The 14801-nt window shown below is 70.4% G+C and carries 15 protein-coding genes; 3 read left to right on the top strand and 12 right to left on the bottom strand.

From position 1 onward, the window contains the following. The 3 genes from ACM2XV_RS06515 to ACM2XV_RS06505 form a co-directional block, all read right to left on the bottom strand. A partial coding sequence (locus ACM2XV_RS06515) for an LLM class flavin-dependent oxidoreductase (RefSeq protein ID WP_487026339.1) occupies positions 1-690 on the bottom strand: 690 nt, incomplete at its 3' end. Between the two features lie 67 nt (positions 691-757). Continuing rightward, positions 758-1444 (bottom strand): histidine phosphatase family protein, encoded by a 687-nt coding sequence (locus tag ACM2XV_RS06510; protein WP_487026338.1) that lies wholly within the window; start codon positions 1442-1444, stop codon positions 758-760. Beyond that, positions 1441-2484 carry an NAD-dependent epimerase/dehydratase family protein gene (locus ACM2XV_RS06505; protein ID WP_487026337.1) on the bottom strand — a complete coding sequence of 348 codons (1044 nt, stop codon included), beginning with the start codon at positions 2482-2484 and terminating at the stop codon, positions 1441-1443. The genes ACM2XV_RS06510 and ACM2XV_RS06505 overlap by 4 nt, the downstream gene beginning before the upstream one ends. 39 nt (positions 2485-2523) lie before the next feature. Between ACM2XV_RS06505 and ACM2XV_RS06500 the strand changes: the two genes are divergently transcribed. Then, positions 2524-3330: an alpha/beta fold hydrolase gene (locus tag ACM2XV_RS06500; RefSeq protein ID WP_344775415.1), complete on the top strand. Its 807-nt coding sequence runs from the start codon at positions 2524-2526 to the stop codon at positions 3328-3330. Between the two features lie 4 nt (positions 3331-3334). Here the strand turns inward: ACM2XV_RS06500 and ACM2XV_RS06495 are convergent, their stop codons facing one another. Further along, positions 3335-4384, bottom strand: a complete 1050-nt coding sequence (locus tag ACM2XV_RS06495) for an aldo/keto reductase (RefSeq protein ID WP_344775413.1) — start codon at positions 4382-4384, stop codon at positions 3335-3337. Between the two features lie 72 nt (positions 4385-4456). Between ACM2XV_RS06495 and ACM2XV_RS06490 the strand changes: the two genes are divergently transcribed. Further along, positions 4457-4897, top strand: a complete 441-nt coding sequence (locus tag ACM2XV_RS06490; RefSeq protein WP_344775411.1) for a nitroreductase family deazaflavin-dependent oxidoreductase — start codon at positions 4457-4459, stop codon at positions 4895-4897. Here ACM2XV_RS06490 and ACM2XV_RS06485 read toward each other — a convergent pair. The 7 genes from ACM2XV_RS06485 to ACM2XV_RS06455 are packed head-to-tail and all read right to left on the bottom strand — an operon-like array spanning position 4881 to position 12505. Continuing rightward, positions 4881-7118, bottom strand: coding sequence for a glycoside hydrolase family 3 C-terminal domain-containing protein (locus ACM2XV_RS06485; protein ID WP_487026336.1), 2238 nt, complete (start codon positions 7116-7118; stop codon positions 4881-4883). The two genes, ACM2XV_RS06490 and ACM2XV_RS06485, sit on opposite strands and share 17 nt — an antisense overlap. Positions 7119-7127: 9 nt before the next feature. Beyond that, positions 7128-7862 carry an HAD family hydrolase gene (locus tag ACM2XV_RS06480; RefSeq protein WP_344775407.1) on the bottom strand — a complete coding sequence of 245 codons (735 nt, stop codon included), beginning with the start codon at positions 7860-7862 and terminating at the stop codon, positions 7128-7130. A 23-nt stretch (positions 7863-7885) separates the two neighbouring features. Further along, positions 7886-8866, bottom strand: a complete 981-nt coding sequence (add, locus tag ACM2XV_RS06475) for an adenosine deaminase (protein WP_344775405.1) — start codon at positions 8864-8866, stop codon at positions 7886-7888. Continuing rightward, on the bottom strand, positions 8863-9687 hold the full coding sequence (locus ACM2XV_RS06470) for an ABC transporter permease (protein ID WP_487026335.1): 825 nt from the start codon (positions 9685-9687) through the stop codon (positions 8863-8865). The genes add and ACM2XV_RS06470 overlap by 4 nt, the downstream gene beginning before the upstream one ends. Beyond that, the gene (locus ACM2XV_RS06465; RefSeq protein WP_344775401.1) at positions 9687-10550 is read right to left on the bottom strand and encodes an ABC transporter permease; all 864 of its coding nucleotides are present in this window, start codon (positions 10548-10550) and stop codon (positions 9687-9689) included. The genes ACM2XV_RS06470 and ACM2XV_RS06465 overlap by 1 nt, the downstream gene beginning before the upstream one ends. After that, complete coding sequence (locus ACM2XV_RS06460) at positions 10543-11379, bottom strand: ABC transporter ATP-binding protein (RefSeq protein WP_344775399.1); 837 nt, start codon at positions 11377-11379, stop codon at positions 10543-10545. Before ACM2XV_RS06460 ends, ACM2XV_RS06465 begins: the two co-directional genes overlap by 8 nt. A 10-nt stretch (positions 11380-11389) precedes the next feature. After that, positions 11390-12505, bottom strand: a complete 1116-nt coding sequence (locus ACM2XV_RS06455) for an ABC transporter substrate-binding protein (protein ID WP_487026334.1) — start codon at positions 12503-12505, stop codon at positions 11390-11392. A gap of 146 nt (positions 12506-12651) precedes the next feature. Here ACM2XV_RS06455 and ACM2XV_RS06450 point away from each other — a divergent pair, with 146 nt between their 5' ends. Next, a complete protein-coding gene (locus tag ACM2XV_RS06450; protein ID WP_487026333.1) occupies positions 12652-14052 on the top strand; it encodes an NtaA/DmoA family FMN-dependent monooxygenase in 1401 nt (466 codons plus the stop codon). Here the strand turns inward: ACM2XV_RS06450 and ACM2XV_RS06445 are convergent. After that, complete coding sequence (locus ACM2XV_RS06445) at positions 14006-14725, bottom strand: HAD family hydrolase (protein WP_487026332.1); 720 nt, start codon at positions 14723-14725, stop codon at positions 14006-14008. The two genes, ACM2XV_RS06450 and ACM2XV_RS06445, sit on opposite strands and share 47 nt — an antisense overlap. Positions 14726-14801: the final 76 nt, after the last annotated feature.

The raw sequence follows: 14801 nt of genomic DNA, 5'->3' as shown, positions 1-14801 counted from the left end.
CGTCGCGACCAGTTCGTGCGCCCGCGGCGACGTGCCCGTGTGCGCGAGCGGAACGGCGCCCTGCACGGGGCGCAGTGCGTTCAGTGGCCCGGCCGTCTGGATAAAGGCCCCGTCGAAGTCGGCCGGGTGCACGCGGCTCGGGTCGATGAGCCTGCCGGTCGCGGCATCCGCGATGAATGCATCGTCGTCCCAGCTGTCCCACAGCCGTCGCAGCGCGTCGATGAACTCGGTCGCGCGGTCGTAGGCGTTCAGCCTGTCCCACTCGGCGTCCTTGCCGTAGTTGGCCGCCGCGGGTTCGTTCGCGCCGACATGCAGATTGAGGCCGAGGCGGCCGCCGGAGAGCAGGTCGATGGACGCCGCCTGCCGCGCGATCGAGTAGGCCTCGCTGTAGGTCGTGTTGATGCTCGTGACGAGGCCAATGCGCCGCGTGGATGCCGCGAGGAACGCGACCGCGCTGAGCGGGTCGACCCGGGCGAGCAGGTGGGGCGCGGTCGCCTCGAGCTCGGGCCCCGTTGACAGCCAGTCGCCGAAGTACAGGTAGTCGAAGCCGGCCCTCTCGGCGATTTTCGCCGCCTTCACAAGGGTCTGGGGCTCGCGCTGCGGCAGCCGCTCGGCCCCCGGCATCCGCCACCCCGACGGGTACGCGCCGAGCGCGCGGAACGCCGCACCGAGGATCATCTGCTCGCCCATGTCTCGACGCTATGACCGGGCCGCGGGCGGCCGCCCGAGTGTTACGACACAGTGTTACGCTGCCGGCTCACGCCGGGAACTGAAGCATGCCGGGCGGTGTGTTCCAGCGCACGACGACGGGCTGCGCGTGCTCGAAGCCCAGCACGCTGACGGTCGCCGTGGCGAGCGAGAACGCCTGCGCATCGACCGGCCTCAGCCCGAGCCACGCCGCCGCCATGGCACGCAGGAAATGGCCGTGCGCGAAGCAGATGACGTCCCTGCCATCCCACATCGTCTCGAGGGCGCGCGCGATCACGCGCTTGGCGCGCACCTGCACGTCGGCCGCGGACTCCCCCGGCGTCGCACCCGCGGGCACGCCGTTGCGCCACAGATTCCAGTTCGCGCCGCGCTGCTCGATGATCTGCGGCGTCGTGAGCCCCTCATAGGCTCCGTAGTCGAACTCGGCCAGATCTTCGTCGAGCTGCACCTGGTCGCCGTAGCCCGCGAGCTCGGCGGTGCGGATCGCTCGCTGCCGCGGGCTCGACAGCACGAGCCCGAACGAGTGCCCGTTCAGCACCTCGGCGATGGCGGCGGCCTCGGCCTCGCCCGCGGGCGTGAGCGGAAGATCGGTGACGCTCGTGTGCTTCCCCGAGAGGCTCCACTCGGTCTGCCCGTGGCGCACCAGCACGAGGCGCGCCTTGTTCGCCGCCCCGTGCTCGGAGAACGGCTCCCCGGGGCGGGTCGAGCGGACGGTGAGACGGATCTTGGGGCTCATAGAGACTCTCTGGAAAGGCTGCGCAGCAGCAGGTAGGCGTCCTCGAGCCGGTAGTCGAGGAACGGTTCGAAGAACGGGTCGTCGTCGAAGCGCGCCGTGGCGCCGAGCTCGTGCTCGCGCAGCAGCCAGTCGAGCTCGGCGCCGACCGTGCCGGCGAAGGTTTCGCCCTGCCAGCCGAGCTCGCGCGCCGCCGACAGGTCGAGCACGATCGGGGGCACGACGTCCCACGGGTGGGCGCCGTACTGCGGGTCGACGTCGTCGTCGATCAGCTCGAACTCGAAGCGCCGGCCGACGTGCGCGGCGACCGCCTCGGCGATCTGCAGGCCGGTCGGCGCATCCGCATCGCCCGCGTTGAGGATGCGCGCAGACGGATGCCGCGCCGCGACCTCGACGAGAGAGGCGATGTTCGCCGCCGCGGTCGTGTGATCGCCGCCGCGCCCGCGGTGGGCGAGTGCGAGTTGCTCGCGGCCGTCGAGAGCCCGCTTGAGGAAGACCCACTCGCGCGGCCGCGCCGCACCGGCGCCGTGCACCTTGCTCGGGCGCAGCACCGTGATCGGCAGACCCGAGTCGAGCAGCGCGTTCTCGGCCGCGACCTTGTTCGCGCCGTAGCCCTCGCGGGAAGTGGGGTCGCCGCGCCCCGGGGCGACCGTGGCGTCGGTCTCACGGATCGGCAGCGGGAACACCGGCTTCGTCACCGAGTTGCTGTGGTTTCCGAACTCGTCGACATAGACCGCCTTGCTCGAGATCATGACGGCGGCGTCGGCGTCGGCGAGAAACGGCAGGACGGTCAGCGCGTCCTCCTCCGTGAAGCACAGGCAGTCGACGATCAGCTCGGCGCCGTCCCCGACGACGGCACGCAGCGCACGGGCGTCCGCTCGATCTGAATTCACGAACGTGAAGCCGGATGCCTGGGCGAGGGTCTCGGGCACGTGGGCGGCGTCGCGCCCCGTCGCGTCGACCTGCCAGCCCGCGTCGAGAAGACGCGTGGCTACGGCTGCCCCGATCACACCGGTTCCACCGAGGATCACTGCGCGCGCCACCCCTCAAGGCTACCGGCGTGGGACCGCTACCGTGGTCGGGTGGACTCAGTGGAGAACCCCCTCGACGGCACCCAGATCAGCTACCGCGTCTTCGGCGAGGGCGCCCCGGGGGCCCCGGCGGTCGTGCTCGTGCACGGCACGGCGCTCACCCAGGCGATCTGGCGGGGCTTCGGCTGGGTGCGCGAGCTCCAGGCGAGCCATAGGGTGATCACCCTCGATCTGCGCGGCCACGGGCGCAGCGACAAGCCGTATGAAGAGGATGCCTACGACCAGGCGCTCTTCGTCGGCGACGTGCTCTCGGTGATGGAGGCGGCCGGGGTCGAGAAGGCGCACTACATCGGGTACTCGCTCGGCGGTCGCGTCGGGTTCGAGATCGCCTACACGCACCCGGGTCGGCTCGCGAGCCTCGTCACGCTGGGGGGCTCGCCGCGCACGGGCGGCCAGGGCATCTTCGACAAGACGTTCTTCCCGGGCGTCGTCGACACCCTCGTCGCGCGCGGCATGCAGGCCTTCGTCGACCGCTGGGCCGAGCACCTGGGCAAGCCGCTCGACAACTCGACGGCCCTCGCGCTGCTCTCGAACGACCCCCAGGCGCTCGCGGCGTACATGCGCAAGACCGAGGAGGACCCGGGCGTGCCCGCGCACGCGCTCTCGACACTGACGGTTCCGCTGCTCATGATCGCCGGCACCGAGGACCACATCCGCGTACGCGCGGCCGCCCGCATGCAGTCGTACCTGCCGAGCACGCCCGTGCGCCTCCTCGACGGCGCGACGCACGGGCGCACCCCGCGCCACCCCGATGCGCTGCCCGCGGTGCGGGAGTGGCTCGCGCGCCAGCCGAGCTGAGCGGCTACACGTACTGCCTGATCAGCGACCAGTCGGCCGGCGAGAGGCGGTCGGTGGACGTGTTGCGCTGGTGCCAGAAGGGGTAGCGCAGGTCGGGCAGGGTGAGCTCGTCGATGCGCGCGCGCTCGTCGTCGGACAGCACGAGCGAGGCCGCCGCCAGGTTGTCGCTCAGCTGCTCCTCGGTGCGGCCCGCGATGATCAGCGAGCTGACCTGCGGGCGGCCCAGGGTCCACGACAGCGCGACCTGCGCGGCCGAGACGCCGTGGCCGTCGCCGATCTCGACCAGCAGGTCGATGAGGTCGTAGAGCAGGTCCTCGTCGTAGACCGGCGGCTCGGTCCAGCCCTGGAAGCGGCGCGAGCCCTCCGGGGCGTCCTGACCGCGACGGTACTTGCCCGAGAGCAGTCCCCCGGCGAGGGGGCTCCAGACCAGAATCCCGAGCCCCTGGTCGATCGCGGCGGGAATGACCTCGCCCTCGATGTCGCGGGTCTGCGGCGAGTAGTGCACCTGCGTGGCGACGGGGGCGGTGAAGCCGTGCTTCTGGGCCGTCATGACGGCCTTGACGGTCTGCCAGCCGGTGTAGTTCGAGATGCCGAGGTAGCGCACCTTGCCCGACTGAACGAGGTGGTCGAGCGCTGCCCAGGTCTCTTCGAGCGGCGTCTGCCCGTCCCACTCGTGCAGCTGATAGAGATCGATGTAGTCGGTTCCGAGTCGGCGCAGGCTGTCTTCCGCGCCCTTGATGATGTGGTGCCGCGATGCACCGGCGTCGTTCGGCCCGTCGCCCATGGTCATGCGCACCTTGGTCGCGACGATCCACTCGTCGCGGCTGTCGCCGAGCGCCTCGCCGACGAGCTGCTCGGAGAGGCCGTTCGAGTAGACGTCGGCCGTGTCGAGGATGTTCACCCCGGCATCCTTCGCAATGGCCAGCTGACGCCTGACGTCGTCGACCTGCAGGTTGCCGACGGGCGTCGCCCAGCCGGTGCCGCCGTAGCCCATGGTGCCGAGAGTGAGGGACGAGACGCGAAGTCCGGAGTTGCCGAGCTGCCTGTATTCCATGGTTCCGACCCTACGACCGAATCGATTCGACTCGCCAGCGGATCTCGGCTCGTGTGCGCTTAGGCTCGAAGAATGCCACTTGAGGGAGAGTACGAGCCGGGCACCGCCGAGTGGGCGCGCACCCAGGTCGAGAAGTTCGAAGCATCAGACGGCGCCGAGGCGAACGAGCTGCGCGGCAAGCCGATCGTGGTCGTCACGAACGTCGGCGCGAAGTCGGGCAAGCTGCGCAAGACCCCGGTCATGCGCGTCGAGCACGGCGGCGAGTACGCCGTCATCGCGTCGAAGGGCGGCGCGGCCGAGCACCCGACCTGGTACTGGAATCTCAAGAAGAACCCCCACGTCGAGCTTCAGGACGGCGCGAAGCGCGGCGACTTTGAGGCCCGCGAGCTTCCCGCGGGCCCCGAGCGCGACGAGTGGTGGGCACGCGCCGTCGAGGCGTGGCCCGACTACGCCGGCTACCAGACCAAGACCGACCGGCTGATCCCGGTCTTCGTGCTCACTCCGATCGGCTGAGCTGCTCGTAGGCCGCGACGAGCTGCTCGGCGGCGCCCGACGGCGCGCTCGGCACCATCGTGAGCAGGTGCCCGAGCGGGATCGCGGCGAACATCTTGCCCTCGTTCGTCGACGGGTCGAGCTGGAAGGTGTGCGCGTCGGGCAGCTGTGCGATCGCGCCCTGCAGCACCTGCGAGCCCACGGGGTCGGCGAACCACTCGGCGATCGACGAGAACGCCGTGAGCCGCCGCTGCGGCCCCTGCGCCGGCAGGCGAACATCGCCGTTCAGGCGCAGGTCGCGGCTGGATGCGCCGACCGAGAGGGTGAACAGCCCCTCGTCGACGACCCACCCGTGGCGCCCGATCGACCAGTAGGCGAAGGCCCGCGAGTCGAGCTCGATCGTCACGGTCTGCGCCGCGCCCGGCTCGAGGAACACCTTCTGGAACCCGACCAGCTCGTGGGCCGGCCGGTCGATCGCGCTGTGCCGGTCGCTGCGATACACCTGCGCGACCTCGGCTCCGGCGACCTCGCCGACGTTGGTCACCGTGAAGGTGACGGATGCCCCGCCGTCGGTCGCCGTGACGGAGAGCCCCGAGTACTCGAACTCGGTGTAGCTCAGCCCGTGGCCGAAGGGGAACGACACGGGCAGCCCGCGGGTGTCGTAGTAGCGGTACCCGACATAGACCCGCTCGCCGTAGACGACCTGCGCGTCGCACCCGGGGAAGTTGATGTACGCGGGGGTGTCTTCGAGCTTCACCGGGATCGACTCGGTGAGCTTGCCGCTCGGGTTCGCGCGGCCGAGCAGCAGCTGCGCGATCGCCCGGCCGCCGGCCTGCCCGAGCAGCCACCCCTCGAGGATCGCCCTGGCACGGAACTCCCAGCTGTCGGTCTCGACGAGGCCGCCGTTCGACAGCACGACGATGACGCGGCGCGTGACGGCCGAGACCGCCTCGAGCAGCGCGAGCTGGTTCGCCGGCAGCTCGATCGTGTCGCGGTCGAAGCCCTCGGATTCGTAGGAGTCGGGCAGGCCGAGGAAGAGCACGGTCCAGTCCGAGTCGGCGGCGAGGCTGCGCGCCTCCTCCGCGAGCACCGGGTCGGCCTCCGCGTCGCCGTCGAAGGTGAAGCCGGGCGCGAAGCGGACGCGGGAGCCGATCAGCTCGGTGAGCGCGTCGAGCGCCGAGTCGACCCGCGTCGAGGGCACCTGAGAGCTGCCGGACCCCTGGTAGCGCGGCGTGCGGGCGAACTCGCCGACGACCGCGATGCGCGTCGAGCCCTGTTCGAGCAGGGGCAGCGCGCCGTTCTCGTTCTTGAGCAGCACGGGGCCCTCGAGCGCGGCGCGCAGCGCGATCTCGTGCTGCGCGTCGAAGTCGACGTCCACGGGGCCGAGGCGCGAGGCGTCCGCTCGCTCGGCCAGCGCCTGCAGACGCGAGACGACACGGTCGAGCACGAACTCGGGAAGCTCGCCCGACTGCGCCGCAGCGATGACGCGATCGTCGCCCGTCGCTGTCGGCATCTTGAGGTCGAGACCGGCCTTGACCGCCTCGACGCGGTCGACCACCGCGCCCCAGTCGCTGACGACCACGCCGTCGAAGCCCCAGTCCTCGCGCAGCACGCGCGTGAGCAGCCATTCGTTCTGCGAGGCGTAGACGCCGTTGATGCGGTTGTACGAGCACATGACCGTCGCGGGCTTCGCCGTCGTGACGACCCGCTCGAACGCCGGGAAGTAGATCTCGCGCAGGGTGCGCTCGTCAACCTCTGCGGAGACGTGCATGCGGTCGGTCTCCTGGTTGTTGGCCGCGAAGTGCTTCACCGACGCGCCCACGCCCTGCGACTGGATGCCCTCGACGAGGGCCTGCCCGAACGAGCCGGCCACGAGCGGGTCCTCGCTGACGTACTCGAAGTTGCGGCCGCACAGCGGGCTGCGCTTGATGTTGATGCCCGGGCCGAGCACGATGTCGACGCCGAGGGCGCGCGCCTCGCGGCCGATCGCCTCGCCGACCTCGCGCTGCAGTGCGGGGTTCCAGCTCGAGCCGAGCCCGACGGCGGGCGGGAAGCACGTGGCCCGCTTCTGGCTCTTGAGCCCGATGTCGGCGACGACGCGCATGCCGTGCGGGCCGTCGTTCATCGTGATGCGGCGGATGCCGGGCACGGGCTTCGTGCTCCAGAAGTCGGCGCCCGAGGCGAGCCTCGCCTTCTGCTCGAGGGTCAGTTCCGGAATGACTTCATCGTGCTCGCGGGGCATGCCCTCACTCTAGGAGCCCGCCCACTCCAGGAACCAGGGATAGAGGTCTTCGATGTGCGGGGCGCGCACCGTCGGCGCCGCGCCTTCCGGCACAGGCATCCGATCGATCAGCGCGGTCGCCGCCCCGAGAACCGCGACGGGCGCGAGATCGTTGACCCAGATGTCGCCGATCGAGAGCAGGCGGTCGGCAGCGACGCCCTGCTCGGTGAGGATGCGCTCGGCGATCGGCGTGAGCCCGGCCGGCTTGTTCGCGCTCGTCACGACCTCGTCGAACGAGCGGGTGAGCTCGAGCTTGTCGAGCTGCTCGCGCAGGCCGCTCTCGGGCGAGTTCGAGACGAGCACGCGGTGAACGGATGCCGGGAACGCGGCCAGGAAGGATGCGAAGCCCTCTGGCGCGTGGGTCGAGATGAGCCCGTCGGCGAGATCCTCTCGGCTCGCCCGGTAGGCCGCGTCGATGCGGTCGGGAGCGACGCCGAGGAGCGCGGCGAGGCGCTGCGCCGCCGCGTAGCCGTCGATCGCGCCGTCGATCACGTGGAGGCCCAGGAAGACGGGGTCGGCATCGGTCAGACCCTCGACGGCCGCGGCGAGCCGGCCGTCGACGGCGAGCCAGCGCGAGACGACGCGGGTGATCAGGTCGGCCGTGCTGCCGGCCTCTTCGTCGAGGTGGCGCGCGTAGGCGATCACGGGCTCGTCGCCGAGGCTCACAGTGCCGTCGAAGTCGAAGAGCAGAACACGGGACGTCACCCGGCCACCCTATCGAGCCGCCGTCATGCGGCGAGCCACGCGGCGACGCCGGCGGCGCCGCGCTGCTTGACCCGGTCGGAGGCTCCCGACGTCTCGATCGAGGTGAGCGCACAAGCCGCGAGCTGCTCGTCGCTGAGGCCGAGCCCCGAACGGGCGGTCTCGTACTCGTCGAGCAGCCCCGGCCCGAACAGGATCGGGTCGTCGGCGTTGATCGAGCAGCGCACGCCCGCCGCGAGCAGCGCGGGCAGCGGATGCTCCGCGAGCGACGCGGCGACGCCGAGCAGCACGTTCGAGGTCGGGCACACGTCGAGTGCGATGCCGCGCTCGACGAGCAGTGCGACGACGTCGGGATCCTCGACGGCTCGCACGCCGTGCAGCACCCGGTCGGCCTCGCAGACCTCGACCGCCGCGCGCACCTCTGCGGGGCCGCAGAGCTCGCCCGCATGCGGGGTGACGAGCAGTCCGGCATCCGCCGCGATCCGGAACGCCGGCGCGAAATCGGCCACAGGGAAGCCCCGCTCGTCGTTCGCCAGCCCGAGCGCCACGACGCCCTCGCCGGCGAACTCCGCCGCGAGGCGCGCATCGTCCATCGCCTGCTCGATGGGCAGGGTGCGGTCGATGCCGATGGCGAGACCGACCTCGACCCCGTGCCGCAGCGCAGCGGCCCGCGCGGCCTCGAGGTGGAAGCGGAGCGCTTCACGAGCGGTGCCGAAGACGCCGGCGTAGAAGTTCGGCACCACGGACAGCTCAAGGTAGACGGCGCCGTCGGCCGCGCCGTCGGCGACGGTCTCATCGATCAGGCGAGCGAGGTTCTCGGGCACGCTCAGCACCGCGAGCAGGGTGCGGTAGGTGGTGCTGAAGATCGAGAAGTCGGTGAACGGGGGCACGACCCACTCGAGCCCGTGCCGCTCGGTGAGCTCGGCGAGGGTCGCCGGCCGGATCGCCGCCTCGAGATGCAGATGCAGGTGCGCCTTGGGAAGAGCGCGCAGCTCACGCGCGCTCACCGGGCGCCCGCCCGGCCCGCGTCAGGACCCCACTCGGCGAGCACGACGGTCTCGACGATCGCCGCGATCGTGTAGCCGAGGATCGACAGACCCGTCACGAAGACGACGATGGCCCAGATGCCGCCGTAGTCGAAGTGCGACTTCGCCGTGTTGATGCCGGCGCCGAGCCCCTCGAAGGTGAACAGCCACTCGTAGAGCATCGCGCCGGTGATCGCGCCGGGCACCGCGATGCGCAAGGACGCGAAGAAGTGCGGCAGGGCGTGCGGGAAGGACACCTTGCGCCACATCGTCCACGCGCCGCCGCCGTAGACGCGGATCACGTCCGTCTGCTGCGCGCTGACCGAGCGGTAGCCGAGGGTCAGGTTCACGAGCAGCGGGAAGAACACGACGACGGTGCCGACGAGCGACGCGGTGACGAGCCCGTTGCCGAACACGAGGTAGATCACGGGCGCCATCGCGAGCAGCGGAACCGTGCGCAGCAGCATGGCGATCGGCATGAACATGAACTCGACGACGGGGATGAGGGTGAACGCCACGGCGACCGCCATCGAGGCGAGCACGCCGATCGTGAAGCCCCAGGCGGCATGCCACAGGGTGGTCCACATCCAGGTGATGAGCTGCGCACGGTGCTGTGCCGCGGTCGTGGTCGTGGTCTGATGCGCGCCGAACAGATACTCGAAGACGCCGAGCGGCGTGCGAGAGATCAGGGGGTTGGCGTGCAGCAGAACGAGCGCGAGCTGCCAGAGCAGGCAGAGGATGACGACGGATGCCACGACCGTGGCGAGCGTGACCCCGATGCGCCTCAGCGCGTAGCCCGCCATTAGCGCTGCTCCCCCGTCGACCACGGGCTGACGAGCCGGCCGACAAGCCCGATGATCCAATAGGCGAGGCCGGCGACGCCGCCCGAGATGAGCGCGAGGGTCCACAGACTGACGGAGTTGGCGGATGCCTGCGCGGCCAGAAGCATGATGCCGAGTCCCTTGTCGACGCCGATCAGGAAGTACTCCCCCAGCACCGACCCCAGGAACGCCGCGGGTGCCGCGATCTTGAGCGCGGCCATGATGCTCGGAAGAGCCGCGGTGAAGCGCACCTTGACGAGCTGGGTGAGGCGGCCGCCGCCGTACGCGCTGATCACGTCCAGCTGCGTCGGGCTCGCGGCGCGCAGCCCGAGGAGCGAGCCGACGACGGTGGTGAAGATGACGCTGAGCGCCGCCAGGAAGATCGAGGTCGCCCGGCTGCCCGGGTGCGACAGCAGGGTGACGATCGGCGCGATCGCCGTGATCGGGATGCATGAGCAGACGACGGCGAGCTGCGTCGCGAGCCCGTCGAACCACGGCGCGACCAGCACGATGAAGGCGAGGAAGAAGGCGATCAGGTTGCCCCAGACGTAGCCCCAGAGCGCCGCACCGCCCGTGGCGCCGATGGCCTCCCAGTACACGGGGTCCACGAGCGCCCCCGCGAGGTGGCGGGCCACCTGCCACGGGGTCGGAACCGAGCCCGTGACGTGGAACAGCGTCGCGGCGACGAGCCACCACACCGCGATGAGGATGACGATGCCGATGATCGCGCCCGCCCAGGGCGGAATGCCGGCGATCGCGCCGAGCATGCGGCGCCGCGCCCCGCCGCGTGCGGTCTCGGCGCCGAGGGCGATGCTGCCGCCGAGCTCGCGCTCGAAGTCAGTCATCCGTTCCCGCTCCGCCGTGGGCGCCGAACAGGATCTCTGAGATGCGGTCGTGATACGCGTGGAACTCGGGTGAGCGCATGATCTCGGGGGTGCGCGGCCGGGGCAGGTCGATCTCGACGAGCTCGGCGATGGACCCCGGGCGCGGGGTCATCACGGCGACGACGTCGGAGAGGAAGATCGCCTCGGCGATGCCGTGCGTGACCATCAGCGTGGTCGCGGGCTTCTCGCTCCAGATGCGCTGCAGCTCGACGTTCATGCGCTGACGCGTCATGTCGTCGAGCGCGCCGAACGGCTCGTCGAGCAGCATGATCGACGGCTGCACCACGAGGCAGCGGGCGATCGACACGCGCTGGCGCATGCCGCCCGAGAGCTGCGCGGGCTTCGCGTGCTCGAAGCCCGTGAGCCCGACCAGGTCGATCAGGTCCTCGATGAGCCCGGGCTCGGGCGTGATGCCCGCGACCTCGAGCGGAAGGCGGATGTTCTTGTAGACGGTGCGCCATGGCAGCAGCGCCGCGTCTTGGAACGCGACGCCGATCTCATGGCTGCGCTGCACCTCGGCCGACGATGTGCCGTTGATGGCGGTCGTGCCGCTCGTGGGCGTCTCAAGGCCCGCCAGGATGCGCAGGATCGTGGACTTGCCGCATCCCGACGGGCCGAGCAGAGACAGGAAGGAGTCCTTCTTGGTCCCCAGCTCGATGTTCCCCAGCGCCGAGACGGTCTTGCGGCCGCTGCTGAAGGTCTTCGTCAGACCCTGGATATTGATGCCGGTCGCCAGCCCAGGGGCTCCCGCGGGGTCCTGGGTGGCGATCATGGTCGTGCTGAGGGACATGGGGCTCAATCTAGGACGCGGCGGGAATCGTGAACGTGACCTTGAGGTCGGGGTTCTCCTTGTAGACCTCGTCGAGCAGCGACAGGTCGAAGAGCTTCTCGGCCGTGAGCTCGGTGCCCATGATGCCGAGGGCCTTGATGTTGGCGTCGATCAGGTCCTGCGTCATCGTGAACAGGCCGTTGGCGTTCACGTCGTCGGTGAGGATCAGCGTGTTCTGCGCCGTCGCCTCGCTCGTCTGCTCGGTCTCGTCGAGCTTCTGGTCCTTGCCGTAGTTGGTCACGGCCTTGTTCGCCGAGCCGGCGGGGTCCTTGACGGCGTCGGTCCAGCCCTGGATCTCGGCCTTGAGGAACGCCTTCAGCAGTTCGCGCTTCGAGTCGATCGTGTCCTGCAGCACCGTGAAGGTCTCGGCGACGAACGGCAGACCGTTGTCGGCGAGCTCGAGCAGCACGGGGGTGAACCCGTCCTGCTTGGCGAGGATCGGCTCGTTGCTGACGTAGGACATGTGCGCGTCGTACTTGCCGGCCTCGAGCGGGGCGATGTCGTACTGCGTCGCGACGAGCTCGACGTCCTTGTCGGTCAGGCCGTTGGCCTTGAGGAAGCCCTCGAAGATCGTCTGGTTGCCGCCGGACTGCACGCCGATGCGCTTGCCCTTCATGTCGTCGACCGTCTTGATCGGCGTCTTCTCGGCCAGAGACATCAGGCAGAACGGGTTCTTCTGGTAGGTCGTGCCGATGATCTTCAGCGGCGCGCCCTGCGCGACCGCGGGCCCCGTGATCGAGGGCGACGAGAGGCCGACGAGCGCCTGGCCGGAGGTGACCGCCTCTTCCGCGGTGGTCTGGCCGCCACCGGCGAGCAGCTTCACGGCGGTGAATCCGGCCTTCGAGTAGTAGCCCTTGTCGGTCGCGAAGTACTCGCCCGCGAACTCGATGTTCTTGATCCACGAGAGCTGGATGGCGATGGTGCCGTAGTCGGCCTTCTTCGAGCCGCTAGTCGTGCTGCCCGTCTTCGCATCGGACGAGCAGGCGGCGAGGATGCTGGCGCCGGCCAGCGCGAGGGCGCCGGTGCCGGAGAGACGCAGGAAGGAACGCCGGTCGACGGCGGTCTTGCTGAAGGCAGAGAGGGGCATGTGGGCTCCCGTCGGGTACGAGTGGGTGGCAGGAATGTGGTGCGTGTTCTGGAAGCTAATCGCGCTGCGTTACGACTCTGTATCGGGCTCGTTGCGCTCTGCGCACACGGACCGTTCCGCCCCATCCGACGTGTTTCGATCGACTCATGAAGACGATCCATCTCGGTGTGTTCGAGGTCGCAGGGCCCCAAGTCGGCGGAACGCTCAGCTGGCCGCATCCGCGCAGCCGCTCCGCGCAGTTCCACGATCTCGACCATTGGGTGCACATCGCACAGGTGCTCGACCGCGCCGGCTTCGACTTCCTGTTCTTCGCCGACGGCTACGGCTACCCGTCTGTCGCAGGCGATCTGCCCGAGACCGCGGCGCGCGGCGGCATCAACTTCCCGTCGCTCGACCCGGCAGTGCTCATTCCCGCGCTGGCGCGCGAGACCGAGCGGCTGGGCTTCGTCGTCACCTCGTCGACCGGCCTCGACCACCCCGTTCAGACCGCCCGCCGCTTCGCCAGCCTCGACCACTTCACGCGCGGCCGGGTCGGGTGGAACATCGTCACGGGCGCATCGCAGAACACGGTGGCCGAGCTGTTCGGGCACACCACGATGCAGGCGCACGACGCCCGCTACGACCAGGCCGACGAGTACCTCGATCTCGCGCTGCGGCTCTGGCAGACCTCATGGGACGACGACGCGGTGCGGGCGGATGCCGCGGCGGGCGTCTATGCGGACAGGAGCGGGCTGCACCGCGTCGAGTTCGCGGGCGAGCACTTCCGCTCGTCCGGCTACTTCACCGTCGACCCGTCGCCGCAGCGTGTGCCCGTGCTGTTCCAGGCGGGCACCTCGGGGCGCGGCCGCGAGTACGCGGCGCGCAACGCCGAGTGCGTCTTCGTGCAGGGAACCACCGTCGCCCACACGGCCGCGAACGTCGCCGACATCAGAGCGCAGGCGGCGCAGCAGGGCCGCGATCCGGCATCCGTTCGCATCATGGTCGGCCTCACGGTCACCGTGCGCCCGACGCACGACGAGGCCGCGCGACTGCGCGCCGAGTTCGAAGAGATGCAGACCGACGAGACCGTTGCGACCCTGTATGCGGGCAACACGGGCATCGATCTGCTCGCTCTCGACCCCGAGCGCTCCCTCGAGCAGCTGCTCGATCGCGACGACCGCGGCCCCGTCGGCCAGATGGGGCAGAGCAACATCGACCGCTTCCTGCCGAAGGACGGCAGCGCGGCGCCGACCGTGCGGCAGATCCTCGATGACCTCAAGGGCAAGGGCACGCGCGGCTTCCAGGTCTGGGGAGACCCCGTCGAGGTCGCCGACGAGCTCGAGCACCTGATGGACGCCGTCGACCTCGACGGCTTCCTCATCGAGCCGATCTTCGACCCGGCCGACCTCGAGGACGTCGCCGAGCTGCTCGTCCCCGAGCTGCGCCGCCGCGGCCGGATGCCGCAGGAGCCGGTCGAGGCGTCGACCCTGCGCGAGCGCCTCATCGGCGCGGACGACTACTTCAGGCAGCCTGAGCCAGCAGCTGCGTCAGCTCGTCGAGAGCCGTGATCTCGCGGTCGGGCTCGGGTTGGTGGCGCCCGCGGGTCCACCCGTTGCGGTTCAGCCACACGCTGCCGAGGCCCGCGGCGTGTGCGCCGGCGATGTCGTACTCGAGGCTGTCGCCGACGTGCCAGGTGCGCGCGGGGTCGCTGCCGAGGCGCTCGAGGGCGACCTCGAAGATGCGCGGGTCGGGCTTGGCCGCTCCCACCTCTGCCGAGATCAGCAGCTCAGAGAAGGCATCCGCCAGCCCGACGCGCTCGAGCTTCGCGCGCTGCACGCTGCTCGGGCCGTTGGTGACGAGGGCGAGGCGGATGCCTGCGGCCGAGCACCCTTCGATGAGGGCGGCCACGTCGTCGTAGGCGCGATAGGCGGCGAGCTCTGCCTGCCACTGCGCTGCGGCGAGGAACTCGGCAGGCTCGTCGTCGAGGCCGTACTCGCCGAGCAGCCGGCGCCAGATGGCCTGACCGAGCTCGGCGGCGCCGACGCCACCCAGCGTCCAGCCGGTCGCGTGCAGCTCGAAGACCTCGGCTTCGAAGGCGAGCGTGCGCGCCGCGACCTCGCCCGCGTCCAGACCGTGCAGCCGGGCGACCTGGGCGGCCGCCGCACCGACCCCCGCCTCGAGCGCGCCGACCCAGTCGACCAGCGTTCCGTCGAAGTCGAGCAGGAGGGCCTCTGGGTTCATGGCGAGAGGCTAGCGCACGAGGCTCTCGCGCGCCGCGGCACGCACCGCGTCGGTCACGTCGTCCAGCACGCTGGAC

The organism is Gryllotalpicola sp. CP2-P1 (assembly GCF_057512245.1).
This window is presented reverse-complemented; position numbering and strand designations above follow the sequence as displayed.